We start from the raw sequence: 14,506 nt of genomic DNA on the forward strand, positions 1-14,506 counted from the left end.
CGCGTCAGTGGAGGAGGAGCAGCACCTGCAGTTCGCCGACGAGGCCGCCGATCACCGCGCCGACCGCGATCAGCTTCCATTCGTCCTGTTTGAACGCCGGGCGGAGAATGCCCTCGAACTCCAGTGGGGTGAGCTGCTGCATCTTGTCGACGATGGTGTTGCGGACGTCGAGCGCGTTGGTCGCGTAGCTCTCGACGTGCTTGACGGTCTCCGGCAGATACGCGATGGCCTTCTCCGCGGCGGCCTGTTTCATCTGCTGGTACTCGCGTCCGCCGACAGCCAGCGCGACCAGCGGTTTCGCCAGCCCGGCCTGCGCGTCGACGGTCCGCTGGACCTCCCGCGTGACGAGTGCGAACAGCTTGTCCGCGCGCGGTCCGGTGAGCACGGCTTCCAGCACATTCCCCGCGGTGAGGACTTCCTCCGCGATCAACGCGCCGTAGTCCGCGGCGACCTGCGCGCGGCGTTTCTGGAACATGCCCTGCCAGGTGAAGAAGAGGAACCGGCGCGGCTGACGCGGGTAGAAGATCATTTTGAGCGCGAGCCAGTCCGTGACGAAGCCCGTGACGAAACCGAAGATCGGCATGATCACCGGTTGTTTCGTGAGCGCCCACGCGAGGAGCTGGACGAGCCCGATCACGAACCCGAAGCCGATCCCGCTGCGCGCGATGAACCGGAACTCGGGCGCGGCGACCTCGCGGATCAGCCGGCAGGTGAGCGATTTGTCCCGGACCATGGCGTTGATCAGCATGTCGTTGACGTCGAGGACTTCGTCCACATTCGACGCCACTTCCCGCATCAGCCGCTTCACGACCGCGGGCGCCTGCGCGCGGACGCGGTCCACCAGCAGTTGCTGAGCGCGGGCGGGCAGCATTTCCCACAGCCGCGGCTGGTAGGTCTCGAACACCTCGCGGGTGACCTCGTCGACCGCTTTCAGCAACGGTTCTTCCAGCTGCGCGACCATTTCCTCCGGATCGAGCCGGGCGAACACCTCGCGCGGATCGAGGAGATTCTTGGTGAGCAGATCGACGGCGGTGGTGGCCATCCGCCGCGAGTTGGCCGGGATGACGCCCTGCCAGCCGAGGAACGGCCGGAGGCCGCGGAACTCGAGCGGCCGGAACATCATTTCGATGGCGACGCGTTTGGTCAGGTAGCCGATGAGCGCGGCGATGAACGGCATGGTCGCGTACACGTGCCAGTGCGCGGCCAGGTCGGCGGCGATGGCTGGAAGGTCCATGCGTCTGCCCCGTTCGCCGCGCGGTAGGTCGGGGGACAGGATGCCATGCGTGACGTCGGGTTTCGCGCTTCGTAATACAGCCGTTTGGCGGTACGTGCCGCAGGTGCTCCGCTCACTAAGGTGGCCCGATGGTCGCGCCCGAGAAGCCGCAGCACCCCGCCTTTGCTGTTACCCGGAAGGGATACGACCCGCACCAGGTCGACGCCCGCATCGCCCAGCTGACCAGCGAACTCAAGACGACCTCCCACGGCCGCGACGAGGCGGTGGCCACGGCGGGCGAACTCACGAAGGCCCTGACGACCGCCCAAGCAGAGCTGTCGGAAGCAAAGGCGGCGCTAGTCCGGGTCACCTCGAGCCCAGCAGGCGCCGGCGCGATCTCCGAACGCGTGCGGATGATGGTGCAGCTGGCCGAAGAGGAAATCGCCGACCTGCGCCGCGCCGCGGAAGCGGACGCGACCTCAACCCGCGCCGAAGCGGACCGCTACGCCCACGAAACCCAACGGGCAGCGGACAAAGCGGCGAAAGAAGCGGAAGCGGAACGCCAGCGATTGCTCGCGGAGACCCACGCGGACTTGGCCGCGCGCTCGGAGGCCTTGGACGCCCGGGTCGCGGCGGCGGAGAAGGATTTGGCCGCGCGAGAGGCGGATCTGGAGTCGAGGATCGCCGCCGCGGAAGCGGACATCGCAACCCGCACGGCGGCCGCGGACGAGGAGATCGCGACTCGCTTGGCGGATTTGGAAGCACGGCTTAAAGCGGGCAACGAAGACATCGCCACGCGAACCGCGGCCTGCGACGAGGACATCGCGACTCGGACGGCCGCTGCTAACGAAGACATCGCGACTCGCACGGCTGCTGCTGACGCGGATATCGCGACTCGCACGGCGGCGGCCGATGCGGATATCGCTTCCCGGCTGGCTGCGGCCGAGGAGGATATTGCTTCCCGGACGGCGGCGGCTGATGCGGAGATCGCCACCCGCCTGGCCGCGGCTGAAGAGGACATCGCCACCCGCACCGCCGCGGCCAACGAGGACATCGCCACCCGCACCGCGGCGGCCGACGCCGAGATCGCGTCCCGAACCGAAGCCGCCGACCGCGCCCGTGCCGAGGCAGACCTGGCCGCCGCCGCGGCACGCGCCGAAGCAGACGAAGCCGCCCTGACCGCCCGCACCCAGGCCGACGAGGCAGCCGCCGAAGCCCGAGCCAGGGCAGACGCCGAATCCCAGCACGCCCGCCTAGCCGCCGACGCAGAAGCCCGCCGCATCCGAGACGAGAAGGACGCGGAAGCCCTCCGCCTCCGCACCGAAGCCGACGAAGCCGCCGCCCGAGCCCGCGCCGAGGCAGACGCCGCAGCCGAAGCGGCCCGCCAAGCCGCCGACGAGGAATCCGCCCGAGCCCGCGCCGAAGCCGACGCCGCCGCGGAAGCAAAAGCCGCCCAAGCCCGAGCCGAGGCCGACCGTCGAGCGTCGGAAGAGATCGCCATCAAGAAGGCCCAAGCGGAAACCGCCCTCGCCGACGCCCTCCAGAAGCAGACCGAAGCCACCGAATCGCGCACTCTGGCCCTGGACCTGCGTACCAAGGTTGCCGACCGAATCGCCGCCACGAACGAGGCAGTCCAGGAAGCGCTGCGGTTCCTAGGTACGCAGGAGGAGGAAGCCGCCGCAGCAGCGTCCGCCTCTTCGCCGAGTGATGCGCGCTCGAAGACTCCCGCCTCCGCTGACGCTTCCGCTCCCTCGCCGACTACCTCCTCGCAGCCCCCGGCGTCTTCCGCGACGGACGCACCTCCGCAGCCCGCATCCACCTCGCAGTCCGAGGCCACCTCGCCGACCGCAGCCACCTCGCCGACCAACGCTCCCTCGCCGACTGACTCACCCACCCCGCCCTTGCCCCAGCCGACCCCACGCCCAGCCGCGACTCCGGACGCCCAGTCACCCGCAGACCCGCAGCAACCCGCCAAGCCCTCCGCGCCGACTCCCCCTCGCACCAACGGCAACGGCCGCCGCCCCGGCCGCCCCCGCGCAGGCCGCTCCTAGCCACGCAGATTCCGGCCTTGCGAGGGTTCTCTATTGCCCCGCAGGGCTTATCCTCCCCGTGAGCCGTGAGCCGTGAGCCGTGAGCCGTGAGCCGTGAGCCGTGAGCCGTGAGCCGTGAGCCGTGAGCCGTGAGCCGTGAGCCGTGAGCCGTGAGCCGTGAGCCGTGAGCCGTGAGCCGTGAGCCGTGAGCCCGCAAGCCCGCAAGCCCGCAAGCCCGCAAGCCCGCAAGCCCGCAAGCCCGCAAGCCCGCAAGCCCGCAAGCCCGCAAGCCTGTTGGCCGCAGTTGCGCCAGCATCAGGTCAGCAGCCTCGCCCACACCCCAGGCAAGCAAGCCAGCCAATCCACCGCGCAAGTCTGGCCCGCTAGCCCAGCCAACCCCGCAAGTCCCGACTCGTCCAATTCACAGCCGCTCGAAACCCATCAGACTTCTGGGCCGCCTCGCCTCATCACTTCCCCAGCCGCATCACCCCGCCGCCACCGCGAACAGTTCGTCGTCAATCCAGCCGCGGTCCCGCAACGCACGGCAGAACCGCCGGTACGAAGCCGTCATCGCCGATGCCTCACCGGGTTCCGGTTCGACGAGCGACCCCACCGGCATCTCCTCGCACACCGCACTCAACCCGCTCGGCGTGCACCCCGCAGCCGCGAGGAGAGCCGCGCCGTATCCCGTTTCTGCTTGCGGGGCCACCTGCAGTCCCAGCCCGCTCACTGTCGCCCGAATTCGAGTCCACAAAGGACTCTTGCTGCCACCGCCCGCCGCGAGGAGTGGTTCTCGGACCGGAACTCCCAGCCGTCGCAAGTGGTCCAGCGCGAGTCGTTCCAGGAAGGCGACTCCTTCCAGGCGAGCCCGATGCAACTCGACCTCGTCAGCCGGGGTTCCGAGAACGAAACCTTCCGCCTCGCCGTGCGCGAAGGGGAAACGTTCTCCCTTGCGCCGCAACGGGAACGCCACCACGTCGGCCGTACCGCGGGCAGCGGCGGCGGCATCCAGTTCAGCTAGCCGGGGACTGTCCGAAACGGACTCGCCACCGGTGTTCGAAGCACCGCCGGGCAGCCACCAGCCGTCTGGATGCCGGTGGCTGTACATGACTCCAGTGGGATCCGGCACCAACGACTCCGTGACGCCCTTCAAGACATACGTGGTCCCGAGAATCCCCACGAACCGTCCCGGTTCGACCGCGCCCGCGGCCAACTGGCCCGCGCATCCGTCCGTCATGCCCGCCACCACGAGACATCCGGCGGGCAATCCGGCTGTCGGCACCGAAACCTCGCCGAGCACGCTCGTCGGCGCGACTACTGGCGGCAGCATCTCGTCCGGCACGCCCAATCCGGCGAAGACCTCGGTTGGCCATTCCTCATCCAGCGGGTCGTACCCGCTTTTGAGCGCGTGCGACCAATCCGCCGCGACCGGATGTCCAGTCAGTTTCGCCGCGATCATCTCCGGCGTGTGCCGGACAGCGATCGCCTCGGTGTGTTCGGCCAACCAGGCGATCCGGCCGAGCGCCGCGGTCGGCGAAACACCCGAGCCGAGTTTCCGCCACCGTCCGGCGCCGAGTTCCGCGGCTTTCGCGTTGTAATCCGCGCCGCGCCGGTCGTCGTACATCAACGCGGGCGTCACCGGTTCACCGGCAGCGTTGACGCCGACGATCGTTCCGGACGTCGCCGCGATCGCCACCGCCGCGACTTCCGCGCCGCGCCTGGGCAACGCGGCAGTGACCTCGCTCAGCACCGAACCGACCGCGGGCCACCACGCCGACGGATCCTGTTCGCTGCGGCCACCGTCCGCGCGCACCGGCGCCGGCAGCGACGCCGATGCGGTGGCGAGGACCGAGCCGCCGCGCACCGCGAAGGCGCGAACCCCCGCGGTGGCGACGTCGATGCCGACCGAGACCTGCTCGTTCACGCCGTGCTGACCCTCTCTTCGACATCCTGCAGACTGCCGTCGTTCGCCAGTGCTTTCTCGGTTTCCTCCGGCAGCTTCAGGAATCGCACCAGCACCGCGGCCACCAGGTACAGCGCGGCGAAGATGATGACGACTCCGGCGGCACCGGCCGGTCCGAGGAACAGCGACACGATCGCCGGTCCGACGAACGCCGCCGCGCCCGCGCCAAGGTTCAGCAGAGCCATCGCGCCGCCCTTGTGCTCCGGGGCCAGCGACGGCAGCAGCGCGGAGATCGGCACGAACCCGGCGAGCGTCGCGCCGTAGAGCGCACCCACGATCAGCGCGAGCCAGTAGTACTGCGAGCCCATCGCGACCGGCACGAAGTACAGCAGCAGGATCGAGATCGCGCAGCCGATCGCGCCGAACCAGAAAATCGTGGTGCGCCAGCCGATCCGGTCGCTCAGCACGCCGAAGATCAGATTGAAGAAGATGTTCGTTCCGTAGATCACCGACACGAGCAGCAGCCAGCGGCTTTCCCCGAACCCGATCTGGGAGATGAAGATCGTCGGGAAGAACACGAGCATGCCGAATTCGGGCGCGGTGTTGATGATCCGCACGATCATGCCGACGCCGACCCGCGGCTTCTTCCACGCGATCGAGACGCTGGAAACCAGGCTCTGCACCGGTTTCACGTCCGGCGGCGCGAGCCTGCGGTATCCCGTGCGCTGCCGGACGCCGAGCACCGCCACCAGCCCGCCGACGCCGAGCAGCACGACCGCCACCCACAACGTGCCGTAGTGGCCGAACAGCGGGTTGGTGAAGCTCGCGACCAGTGCGCCGAGCGTGGGCAGACCGCCGGTGAAGGCGAAGTAGAACCAGCCGACCGCCGCGCCGAGCCGGGCGACCGGGGCCACCGCGGTGATCCACACCAGGAACCCGAACGCGAACATCGGATAGCCGAATCCGCGGATGCCGTAGCAGATCAGCATCGCCGCGTAGTTCCCGCCGGCGAGGCCGAGCGTCAGGAACAGCGCGTCGAACACCAGCCAGATGACCAGGCCGACGACCATCACCCGGCGTGGCCCCCACAGTTCGGACAGCGCGCCCGACAGCCACGACGCCAGCATCACGGCGACGCCGTACACGGTGATCACGTACGACGCCTTGATTTCCGTGCCCGCGCCGTTGCCCGCCATGTACGGCGCGATGAAGCCGGACTCCACTCCGTCGCCGATCATGAACAGGAGCAGTCCGACATACCCGAGGAACAGGGGCGCGGGCAGCCCCCATTTCGTGAGCAAGCGCCCGAAGCCCGACTTGGGCAACTCCGCTGTTGCCGACTCGTTCATACACGCCTCCATGACGTCGAGATCGAACGTATCATGAACCGTGTGAACTTCGCACGCAAGTGTGTTATTAAGTTGATCAGTTATCGGGGTCTTCGGCGACCTGCACTTCGACCCGGCTGCGCATCTCGTCGACGTAGTGCGGATCGGCGCCCTCGTCCACGATCAGCAGGTCGTAGTCGTCCAGCGGCGCGAGCCGGTGCAGCGCCGTGCGCTTCATCTTGCTGTGGTCCATCAGCAGCACCTTGTGCCGCGCGCTGGCCAGCATCGCCCGTTTGATCATCACGATCTCGGGCTCCTGGTGGAAGCTCATCGACGTGCTCATCGCCGAGGTCGACACGAACGCGATGTCCACCGAGAGCCGCTCGATCGACTCGATGCTCTGCATCCCGAGGAACGAATCGTGAGTGGGCGAGTAGTCGCCGCCGATGCAGATCAGCCGCAGTTCGTGCACGTTCTTGAGCACGTCGATCGCGGCGAGGTAGTTCGTGGCCACGGTCAGCGGCGTCACGTCGACCAGAAGCCTGGCCAGCGCGAGAGCGCTCGTGGAGTCGTCGAGCAGCACCGACATGCCGGGCTCGACCTGCTCCACCGCGTGCATCGCGATCACCCGTTTGGCGTCGACGTGCGCGTTCATCCGGTATTCGGCGTTGCTCTCGAACACCGTCGACGGCATCGCGGAGACCCCGCCGCGGTACTTCCGGACCAGGCCGCGCCGGGACAGCTCGTCGATGTCCCGGTGCACCGTCATCATGCTGACGCCGAGCAGGTCGACAAGCTCGCCGATGGTCGCCGAACCCTGCCGGAACACGTGGTCGGTCAGCTTCTGCTGACGGTTCTCGCGGGGGTGGGCGGCAGGCTTTTCGCTCGACATGCCGTGATTATCGCGGTTCCACTGGGAGGTTGAAGCGCACCAGGGCAGTTCGGTCACCGCTCACCTCCAGTTCGGTGACGGCCGCGTTGTCCAGGCGGGGAAACGCGGTGCGGTAGCGGGACAGCGGGATGCCGAGCAGCTGGCAGAGCGTGAGCCGCAGCAGCGTGTTGTGCGCGACGACCAGGGCGGTTCCGCTGGTCGCGGCGGCGATCGCGCGGATCGCGCTGGCTCCGCGCCGGGCCGCTTCGGCTGGATCATCGGCACCGGGGAACGCGCCGGCGATCGGATCGGCGAGGAAGCGTTCGACCGCGTCGGGATTGGTCTCGCGGACCTCGTCGCGGGTGCGGCCCTCGGCGATCCCGAAATAGGTTTCCCGCAGGTCAGGAACGATTTCCGGGACCAGATCGAGCGCCCGCGCCGCCGGTTCGATCGTGCGCCGGGCACGTCGTTGCGGCGAGCAGAACAGCGCGTCCGGTTTCACCCGGCGGGCGTACGCTGCCAGCGCCTCCGCCTGGCGGATCCCCTCCTCGGTCAGCGCCACCTCGCTGGTGCCCGCGTAGCGGTTCTCCGCGTGCCATTCGGTTTGTCCGTGCCTGGCCAGCAGCAGCCGTGCGCCCACTAGTGCCCTCCTGGTGTGAACACTCTTGCTAACTTCTCATCGTCGCTGTTAACTTAACATTGCTCGTGTGAAACGGGCTCGCTCTCTGAAGGGATCTGGTGGATGACGCTCGACGCGGTGGTGTTCGACCTGGACGGTGTCCTGGTGGAAAGTGAACACCTCTGGGAGGAGAACTGGGTCGCTTTCGCCGCTCGCCACCAGGTCGAGTGGACGGCGGAGGACACGGCCTCGGTACAAGGCATGAGCGCGCCCGAATGGGCTGGCTATCTCGCGCGGCGGTGCGGGGTGCCGGACCAGGCGGACGAGGTGGAACGCGCGGTGGTCGACGGCATGATCGCCTCGATCGACGCGGGCGAGGCTCCGTTGCTTCCCGGCGCGGGGGAGATGGTGCGCGAGGTCAGCGAGCGGGTCCCGGTCGCGCTCGCGTCGTCGGCGGCCCGCCGGGTGATCGACGCGGTGCTCGAAAAGCACCAGCTCACCGGCGAGTTCACCGCGACGGTGTCCAGCGCCGAGGTCGCGCGGGGCAAACCGAACCCGGACGTGTACCTGGAGGCGGCGGCCCGGCTCGGCAAATCGGGGAGCGAATGCCTCGGGGTCGAGGACTCCAGCAACGGCATCCGGGCGGCGGCCGCGGCCGGGCTCACCGTGATCGCGCTGCCCAACCCGACGTACCCGCCGAAGCCGGACGCGCTGGAGCTGGCCAGCGCGGTGGCCGAGAGCAACGACGACGTCCGACTGAAGCTCCTGGCCTATCTGGCCGGCGAGCCGGTGGCTGCGAAGGACTGAACCATGACCACCTTGGGTTCCCCGGACACGTTCAAACGGCAGTGGCTGGACGGGTTCGTCACCGCGTACGGCCGTACGGTGCGGAAGGTGCCGGACGCTTACGGCGTCGTGCGCCGCGAGGCTCCGGCGAGCCCGAAGGTCGCGGTCGTGATCGGCGGCGGATGCGGGCACTACCCGGCGTTCGCGGGTCTTGTCGGCCCTGGCCTCGCGGACGGAGCGGTCGTCGGCGATGTGTTCACGAGCCCGAGTGCCGAGCAGGTCTACCGCACGGCGCGGGCGGCCGACAACGGTGCCGGCGTCCTCTTCGGCTTCGGCAATTACCAAGGCGACGTGCTCCACTTCGGACTCGCCGCGCGCAGGCTGGCCGCGGAGGGCATCCCGAGCCGCACCATCCTGGTCACCGACGACATCGCGAGCGGTCCGGCGACTGAACCGGAGCGCCGGCGCGGGGTCGCGGGCGATTTCCTGGTCTTCAAGATCGCGGGCGCGGCGGCGGAACGCGGTTACGACCTCGACGCGGTCTACGAGGTCGCGGCGAAGGCGAACGCTCGCACGCGGACGTTCGGTGTCGCGTTCGGCGGCTGCACGCTGCCCGGCGCGGACGCGCCCCTGTTCACGGTCGCGGACCAGGAAATGGAGCTGGGCCTCGGAATTCATGGTGAACCAGGCGTGCGCACGGTGGGCCGGTTGTCCGCGGAGGAGCTGGCCGACGAACTGGTCGACGGTCTCCTGCCGGAGCTGCCGGAAGGCGACGGCCGCGTGGTCGTGCTGGTGAACGGGCTCGGCCGCACCAAATACGAGGAAATGTTCGTCACCTACACCCGGGTGCACGAACGGCTGGCGCGAGCAGGGCTCAGCCCGGTGCATTCCGAGGTCGGGGAGTTCGTCACGTCGCTCGACATGGCCGGGGTCTCGCTGTCGATCCTGGTGCTGGACGACGAATTGGCCGAGCTGTACGCCGCGCCGTGCGACACCCCGGGCTACCGCACCAGCGGCGCCGAGCTGACCACGGTCGAGCTTGAGTCCACAGTGGACGAATTGCTGGCCACGGAAGAGCCGGGGACGAGCGTGGTCGACCGGGTTCTCACCGCGGCCTTGCGCAGCATCGAGGAAAACGAAGCCGAACTGGGCAGGCTCGACGCGGTAGCCGCGGACGGAGACCACGGGCTCGGCATGACCCGTGGGATGCGTGCCGCGGTCGCCGCCGCGCGGCGCGAACCGGACACGGTCTCCGGTGCGCTGCTGGCAGCCGGTACGGCGTTCGCCGATGCGGCTGGCGGAGCCTCCGGTGCGCTGTACGGCGTGCTGCTGGCGGAGACCGGTGCCGGGCTGAGCGGTGCCGCCGCCGAGGACATCACGACGGCAATGCTCGCCGACGCGGTTGACGGTGCGGTTCGCGCGTTCTGCGAGCTGGGCAAGGCCGAACTGGGCGACAAGACAATGCTCGACGCGATCGAGCCGTTCCGGGCCACGCTGCGGGAGCAGACGCGCTCGGAAGTAGTGCAGGCATGGCGGAAAGCCGCTGGAGCCGCGGCCGTGGCCGCGCGGGAGACCGCGCAGTTGCGTCCGGCGAAGGGACGCGCCGCGCGGCTCGCGCAACGGAGCGAGGGTCATTCGGACCCGGGCGCGGTGTCGTTCTCGCTGCTGGTCACGGCTGTCGGCGAGGAGCTGGAAAGGAGCGCGGACTGATGCGCATCGTGGTGGCGGCGGACAACGCCGGGGTCGAACTGAAGAATCAGCTGCGCGACCTGTTGCGGGCCGACGAACGAGTCACCGAGGTGACCGACCTCGGCGTCCCGGACGAGTCGGACGACCGGGCGTACCCGCTGCTGGGGCTGGCCGCGGCGGAAGCGATCGCCCGCGGCGAAGCGGACCGCGGCGTCCTGGTCTGCGGCACCGGCATCGGCATGGCGATCTCGGCGAACAAGGTGCCCGGCGTGCGGGCGACGGTCGCGCACGATTCGTACTCCGCCGAGCGGTCGATCAAATCGAACGACTGCCAGGTGATCACCTTCGGAGCGCGGGCGATCGGCCCTGAGGTGGCGAAGAAGATCGTGGGCGAATGGGTCGGGTACCGCTTCGATCCCGCCTCGGCCAGCGCGACCAAGGTCGCGCACATCACCGAATACGAGAACGCCCACTGACCAAGGCGTCCGTCGTGGCGCACAATCGGCACAGAGCGAGTGAGGGAGCAGAGTTGCACATTCTCGCTGCGGGAGACCACTTCGTCAGCCCCGGCCTGCTGGCCGGAGCCGTCCGCGCGGAACTCGGCGGCGACCACGAGGTCGCCGAGCTGACGCTGCCGTGGCCGGTCGAGCCGTTCGGGCCGGTCGGCAACGTGCTGGAGGCCAGCGGTACCGAGGACCAGGTGATCGAGGCACTCGCCGGTGCCGAGGCCGTCGTCACGCAGATGGCTCCGTTCACTAAGAAGGTCTTCGCCGCCGCGCCGGAGCTCAAGCTCGTGTCGGTGTGCCGCGGCGGGCCGGTGAACGTCGACCTCGCCGCCGCCACCGAGGCCGGAGTCGCCGTCACCTACGCTCCGGGCCGCAACGCGGGCGCGGCGGCCGAGTTCGCGGTCGGCATGATCCTCGCCGCGATGCGGCGGATCTCGACGTCCTCGGCCGAACTGCTCGCCGGCACCTGGCGCGGCGACTACTACGCCTACGACCAGGCCGGACTGGAGCTGGGCGGCACCACGGTCGGGCTCGTCGGGTACGGCGCGATCGGGTCCCGGGTCACCAAGGTGCTCGTCGCGTTCGGAGCGAACGTGCTGGTAGCCGACCCGTATGCCGACCGTGCCGCGGTGGAGGCCGACGGCGCGCGGCTCGTCGAGCTTGACGAGCTGCTCCGGCAGAGCCGGGTCGTGAGCCTGCACGCGCGACTCACCGAAGAAACCCGGCACCTCATCGACGCGAGCAAACTCGCCCTCCTGCCGGAGGGCGCGGTCCTCGTGAACACCGCTCGCGGCGGGTTGCTCGACTACGCGCCGCTGCCCGAAGCCCTGCGTTCCGGTCGGCTCGGTGCGCTTGCCCTCGACGTGTACGACGTCGAGCCGCCGCCGGCGGACTGGGCGCTGCGCGACGCGCCCAACGTGATCGCGACCCCGCATCTCGCTGGCGCGAGCAAGCAGACGGCGGAGCGGGCGGCCACGATCGTCGCCGCGGAAGTCGGCCGGTACGCGCGCGGCGAGCAGCTGGCCAACCTCGCGAATCCCGAGGTGCTGGAGCGACGGCCGTGATTGTCGGGGTCGACATCGGGACGTCGCTCACCAAGGCCGTGGTGTTCGACGAGGACGGCAGCTCCATCGCGAGCGCGTGCACGCCGTCCGAGGTGCACCACCTTCCGGGCGGCCGGGTCGAGCAGGACCTCGACCAGGTCGTCGGCACGGTCGCGACAGTGGTGCGCGAGGTCGCGGCCGCGCTGCCCGAGCCGGTGTCCGCGTTGGCCTTGACCGGGCAGGGCGACGGGCTCTGGCTCCGCGACGAAGCAGGCAACGCGGTGCACCCGGCCATTTCCTGGCTCGACGGCCGGGCGAACACGGTGCTCGCGAAATGGCAGGCCGACGGCGTTACCGCGGAAGTCTTCCGGCGTACTGGTTCCGGCATGTTCCCCGGCTGCACCGCGGCCATCATGTCCTATTTGGACACTCATGAGCCCGAGGTACTCGACCGCGCCGCGGTGGCCGGATACTGCGTGGACGCGGTGTTGCAGCGGCTCACCGGCGAGATCACCGTCGACGTCTCGGACGCGTCGTTGCCGTTCCTGAACCCGGCCACCCGCGACTACGACGACGGGGCGATCGAGGCCTGCGGACTGGGGCATCGCCGTTCCTTGTTCGCGAAGCCGGCTCCGGCGAAATCGGTGTTCCGGCTCGACCGGCGCGGGGCCGAATTGCTCGGGCTGCCGGTGGGATTGCCGGTCACCGCGGGGCCGTTCGACCTGCCAGCCAGCGCAATCGGTGCTGGCGTTCGGAAACCGGGCGACGGCATCCTCACCGCCGGGACCACGCTCGCCTGCCAGGTGCTCACTTCCGACCCCACTTTCGATCCCGAAGCGGAACCGGCGGGCATGTTCCTGTGCACGCCCGACGAGCACGAGTACTTGCATGCAATGCCCGCGATGGTCGGTACGGCCGGGATCGATTGGGTCTGCGAGTTGCTGGGCATCAGCGTCGAGCAAATCGACCCGCTGCTAGCGAGCAGCAAACCAGGCGCTCGCGGGGTGCGCGCACTGCCGTTCCTTTCGGTGTCCGGGGAACGCGCGCCCTTCGTCGATGCCGGAGCGCGGGCACAATTCTCTGGGCTGAGCCTGGAAACCGGCCGAGCTGACCTGGTCCGGGCGCTTTGCGAGTCAATCGCTTACGCCGCACGGCATTGCTTCGAAGCAGCCGGGCTGTCGGGACAGCTCTACGCCTGCGGCGGCGGAGTCCGCTCGCCCGAATGGCTGCAGATTTTCGCCGACGTACTCGGCCGTCCGGTCGTGATCCCGAGCGATCCCGGCGTCGGCGCCCGCGGTGCCGTGCTGACCGCCGCGGACGCGCTGGGAACGCCGTACGATCGGGATCGCTGGGCCGCGAACTCGCGAACAGTCGAGGCCCGGCCTGAAAATGTGACTGACTACGAGCGCGGTTACGCCGACTATCAGACTTCCCTGTCTGCCGCGCGCGGGCTGTGGAGGCTGTGAATGATCCTGGAGAACGAGCGTGCCGCAGTGTGCGAGTACGCCCGCCGGCTGACCGCGGACGGCTTGGTCGTCGGCACGTCCGGCAACGTGTCCGCGCGGTCCGGCGACCTGGTCGCGGTAACCCCGACCGGTGTCGACTACGCCGCCCTCACCCCGGCCGACATCCCGGTGGTGGACCTCGAGGGCAAGGTCGCGGACGGTGCCCTGAAGCCGACGAGCGAACTCCCGATGCACCTGGCCGTGTACACCCGCGCCACCGACCCGGAATCCGCCCCGGTGAACGCGGTCGTGCACACGCATTCGGTGCATGCCACCGCAGTGTCCACTTTGGTCACCGAAGTCCCGCCGATCCACTACATGCTCGCGGCGATCGGGCCCACGGCCCGAGTGGCCCCGTACGCGACCTACGGCACCACCGAGCTAGCCGACGCCATGCTGCAAGCCCTGGACGCCCGCCGCGGCTGCCTCCTGGCCAACCACGGCACGATCACCTATGGCGACTCGCTGTCGAGCGCGTACAGCCGGGCTCAGCAACTGGAGTGGGTCTGCCAGGTGTGGCTGGCGGCTCGGTCCGCCGGCAGTCCGACGCTGCTGCCGCCCGCGGAAATCGAGCACGTGGTGGAGAAACTGAAGGGATACGGCCAACGCTGATCTGATCAAGACGAGGGCGGCGGCCCGCCTGGCTGGTCAGGCTGCCCTGGCGGATACCCGGGCTGCTGCGGGTGCCCGGGCTGTGGCGAGTATCCGGGCTGTGGCGGGTGTCCGGGCTGCTGCGGGTGCCCGGGCTGTGGCGAGTATCCAGGTTGCTGCGGATACTCAGGCTGTGGCGGGTATGCGGGCTGCGGTGGGGCTGCTTGCGGCGGGTAACTGTTCTGCGGCAAGGGATTCCCCAGCCCAGGTTGCACCGGCTGCCCAGCCTGCACTGGCTGGCCAGCCTGCACCGGCTGCCAAGGCTGCGCTGGGTGCCAAGGTTGGGCTGGTGCCCACGGTTGGGGCGGAATCCCTGGCTGCTCGGGAACTCCGGGCTGCTGGGGAACTCCGGACTGAGCGGG

At 69.3% G+C, this 14,506-nt stretch carries 12 protein-coding genes; 7 read left to right on the top strand and 5 right to left on the bottom strand.

Annotated elements, in window-relative coordinates; genetic code table 11:
- Positions 1-4: 4 nt before the first annotated feature.
- Positions 5-1,234 carry a DUF445 family protein gene (locus F9C12_RS26970; protein ID WP_409462221.1) on the bottom strand — a complete coding sequence of 410 codons (1,230 nt, stop codon included), beginning with the start codon at positions 1,232-1,234 and terminating at the stop codon, positions 5-7.
- Positions 1,235-1,362: 128 nt separating this feature from the next.
- On the opposite strand from F9C12_RS26970, the gene F9C12_RS26975 reads away from it, so the two are divergent.
- Entirely contained in the window at positions 1,363-3,264 is a 1,902-nt protein-coding gene (locus F9C12_RS26975) for a hypothetical protein (protein ID WP_409462222.1), read from the top strand.
- Between the two features lie 463 nt (positions 3,265-3,727).
- Here the strand turns inward: F9C12_RS26975 and F9C12_RS26980 are convergent, their stop codons facing one another.
- From F9C12_RS26980 to F9C12_RS26995, 4 genes are all read right to left on the bottom strand, one after another.
- Complete coding sequence (locus tag F9C12_RS26980; protein WP_409462223.1) at positions 3,728-5,167, bottom strand: FGGY-family carbohydrate kinase; 1,440 nt, start codon at positions 5,165-5,167, stop codon at positions 3,728-3,730.
- Positions 5,164-6,495 (bottom strand): MFS transporter, encoded by a 1,332-nt coding sequence (locus F9C12_RS26985; protein ID WP_409184588.1) that lies wholly within the window; start codon positions 6,493-6,495, stop codon positions 5,164-5,166. Before F9C12_RS26985 ends, F9C12_RS26980 begins: the two co-directional genes overlap by 4 nt.
- A gap of 76 nt (positions 6,496-6,571) precedes the next feature.
- Positions 6,572-7,366, bottom strand: coding sequence for a DeoR/GlpR family DNA-binding transcription regulator (locus F9C12_RS26990; RefSeq protein ID WP_409184589.1), 795 nt, complete (start codon positions 7,364-7,366; stop codon positions 6,572-6,574).
- A 7-nt stretch (positions 7,367-7,373) separates the two neighbouring features.
- Entirely contained in the window at positions 7,374-7,985 is a 612-nt protein-coding gene (locus F9C12_RS26995) for a histidine phosphatase family protein (RefSeq protein WP_409462224.1), read from the bottom strand.
- A 102-nt stretch (positions 7,986-8,087) separates the two neighbouring features.
- Here F9C12_RS26995 and F9C12_RS27000 point away from each other — a divergent pair, with 102 nt between their 5' ends.
- Genes F9C12_RS27000 through F9C12_RS27025 form a run of 6 tightly spaced genes read left to right on the top strand, consistent with a single transcriptional unit; the run spans position 8,088 to position 14,105 of the window.
- Positions 8,088-8,771, top strand: a complete 684-nt coding sequence (locus F9C12_RS27000; RefSeq protein WP_409184591.1) for an HAD family hydrolase — start codon at positions 8,088-8,090, stop codon at positions 8,769-8,771.
- Between the two features lie 3 nt (positions 8,772-8,774).
- A complete protein-coding gene (locus tag F9C12_RS27005; RefSeq protein WP_409462225.1) occupies positions 8,775-10,460 on the top strand; it encodes a dihydroxyacetone kinase family protein in 1,686 nt (561 codons plus the stop codon).
- Positions 10,460-10,915, top strand: a complete 456-nt coding sequence (locus tag F9C12_RS27010; protein ID WP_409184593.1) for a ribose-5-phosphate isomerase — start codon at positions 10,460-10,462, stop codon at positions 10,913-10,915. Before F9C12_RS27005 ends, F9C12_RS27010 begins: the two co-directional genes overlap by 1 nt.
- A gap of 53 nt (positions 10,916-10,968) precedes the next feature.
- Complete coding sequence (locus tag F9C12_RS27015) at positions 10,969-12,009, top strand: 2-hydroxyacid dehydrogenase (RefSeq protein WP_409462226.1); 1,041 nt, start codon at positions 10,969-10,971, stop codon at positions 12,007-12,009.
- The gene (locus tag F9C12_RS27020; RefSeq protein WP_409462227.1) at positions 12,006-13,454 is read left to right on the top strand and encodes an FGGY family carbohydrate kinase; all 1,449 of its coding nucleotides are present in this window, start codon (positions 12,006-12,008) and stop codon (positions 13,452-13,454) included. The genes F9C12_RS27015 and F9C12_RS27020 overlap by 4 nt, the downstream gene beginning before the upstream one ends.
- On the top strand, positions 13,455-14,105 hold the full coding sequence (locus tag F9C12_RS27025; RefSeq protein ID WP_409462228.1) for a class II aldolase/adducin family protein: 651 nt from the start codon (positions 13,455-13,457) through the stop codon (positions 14,103-14,105).
- Positions 14,106-14,506 lie beyond the last annotated feature (401 nt).

The sequence above is a fragment of the Amycolatopsis sp. GA6-003 genome (assembly GCF_046267895.1).
In the GTDB taxonomy this organism is placed as follows: Bacteria; Actinomycetota; Actinomycetes; order Mycobacteriales; family Pseudonocardiaceae; genus Amycolatopsis.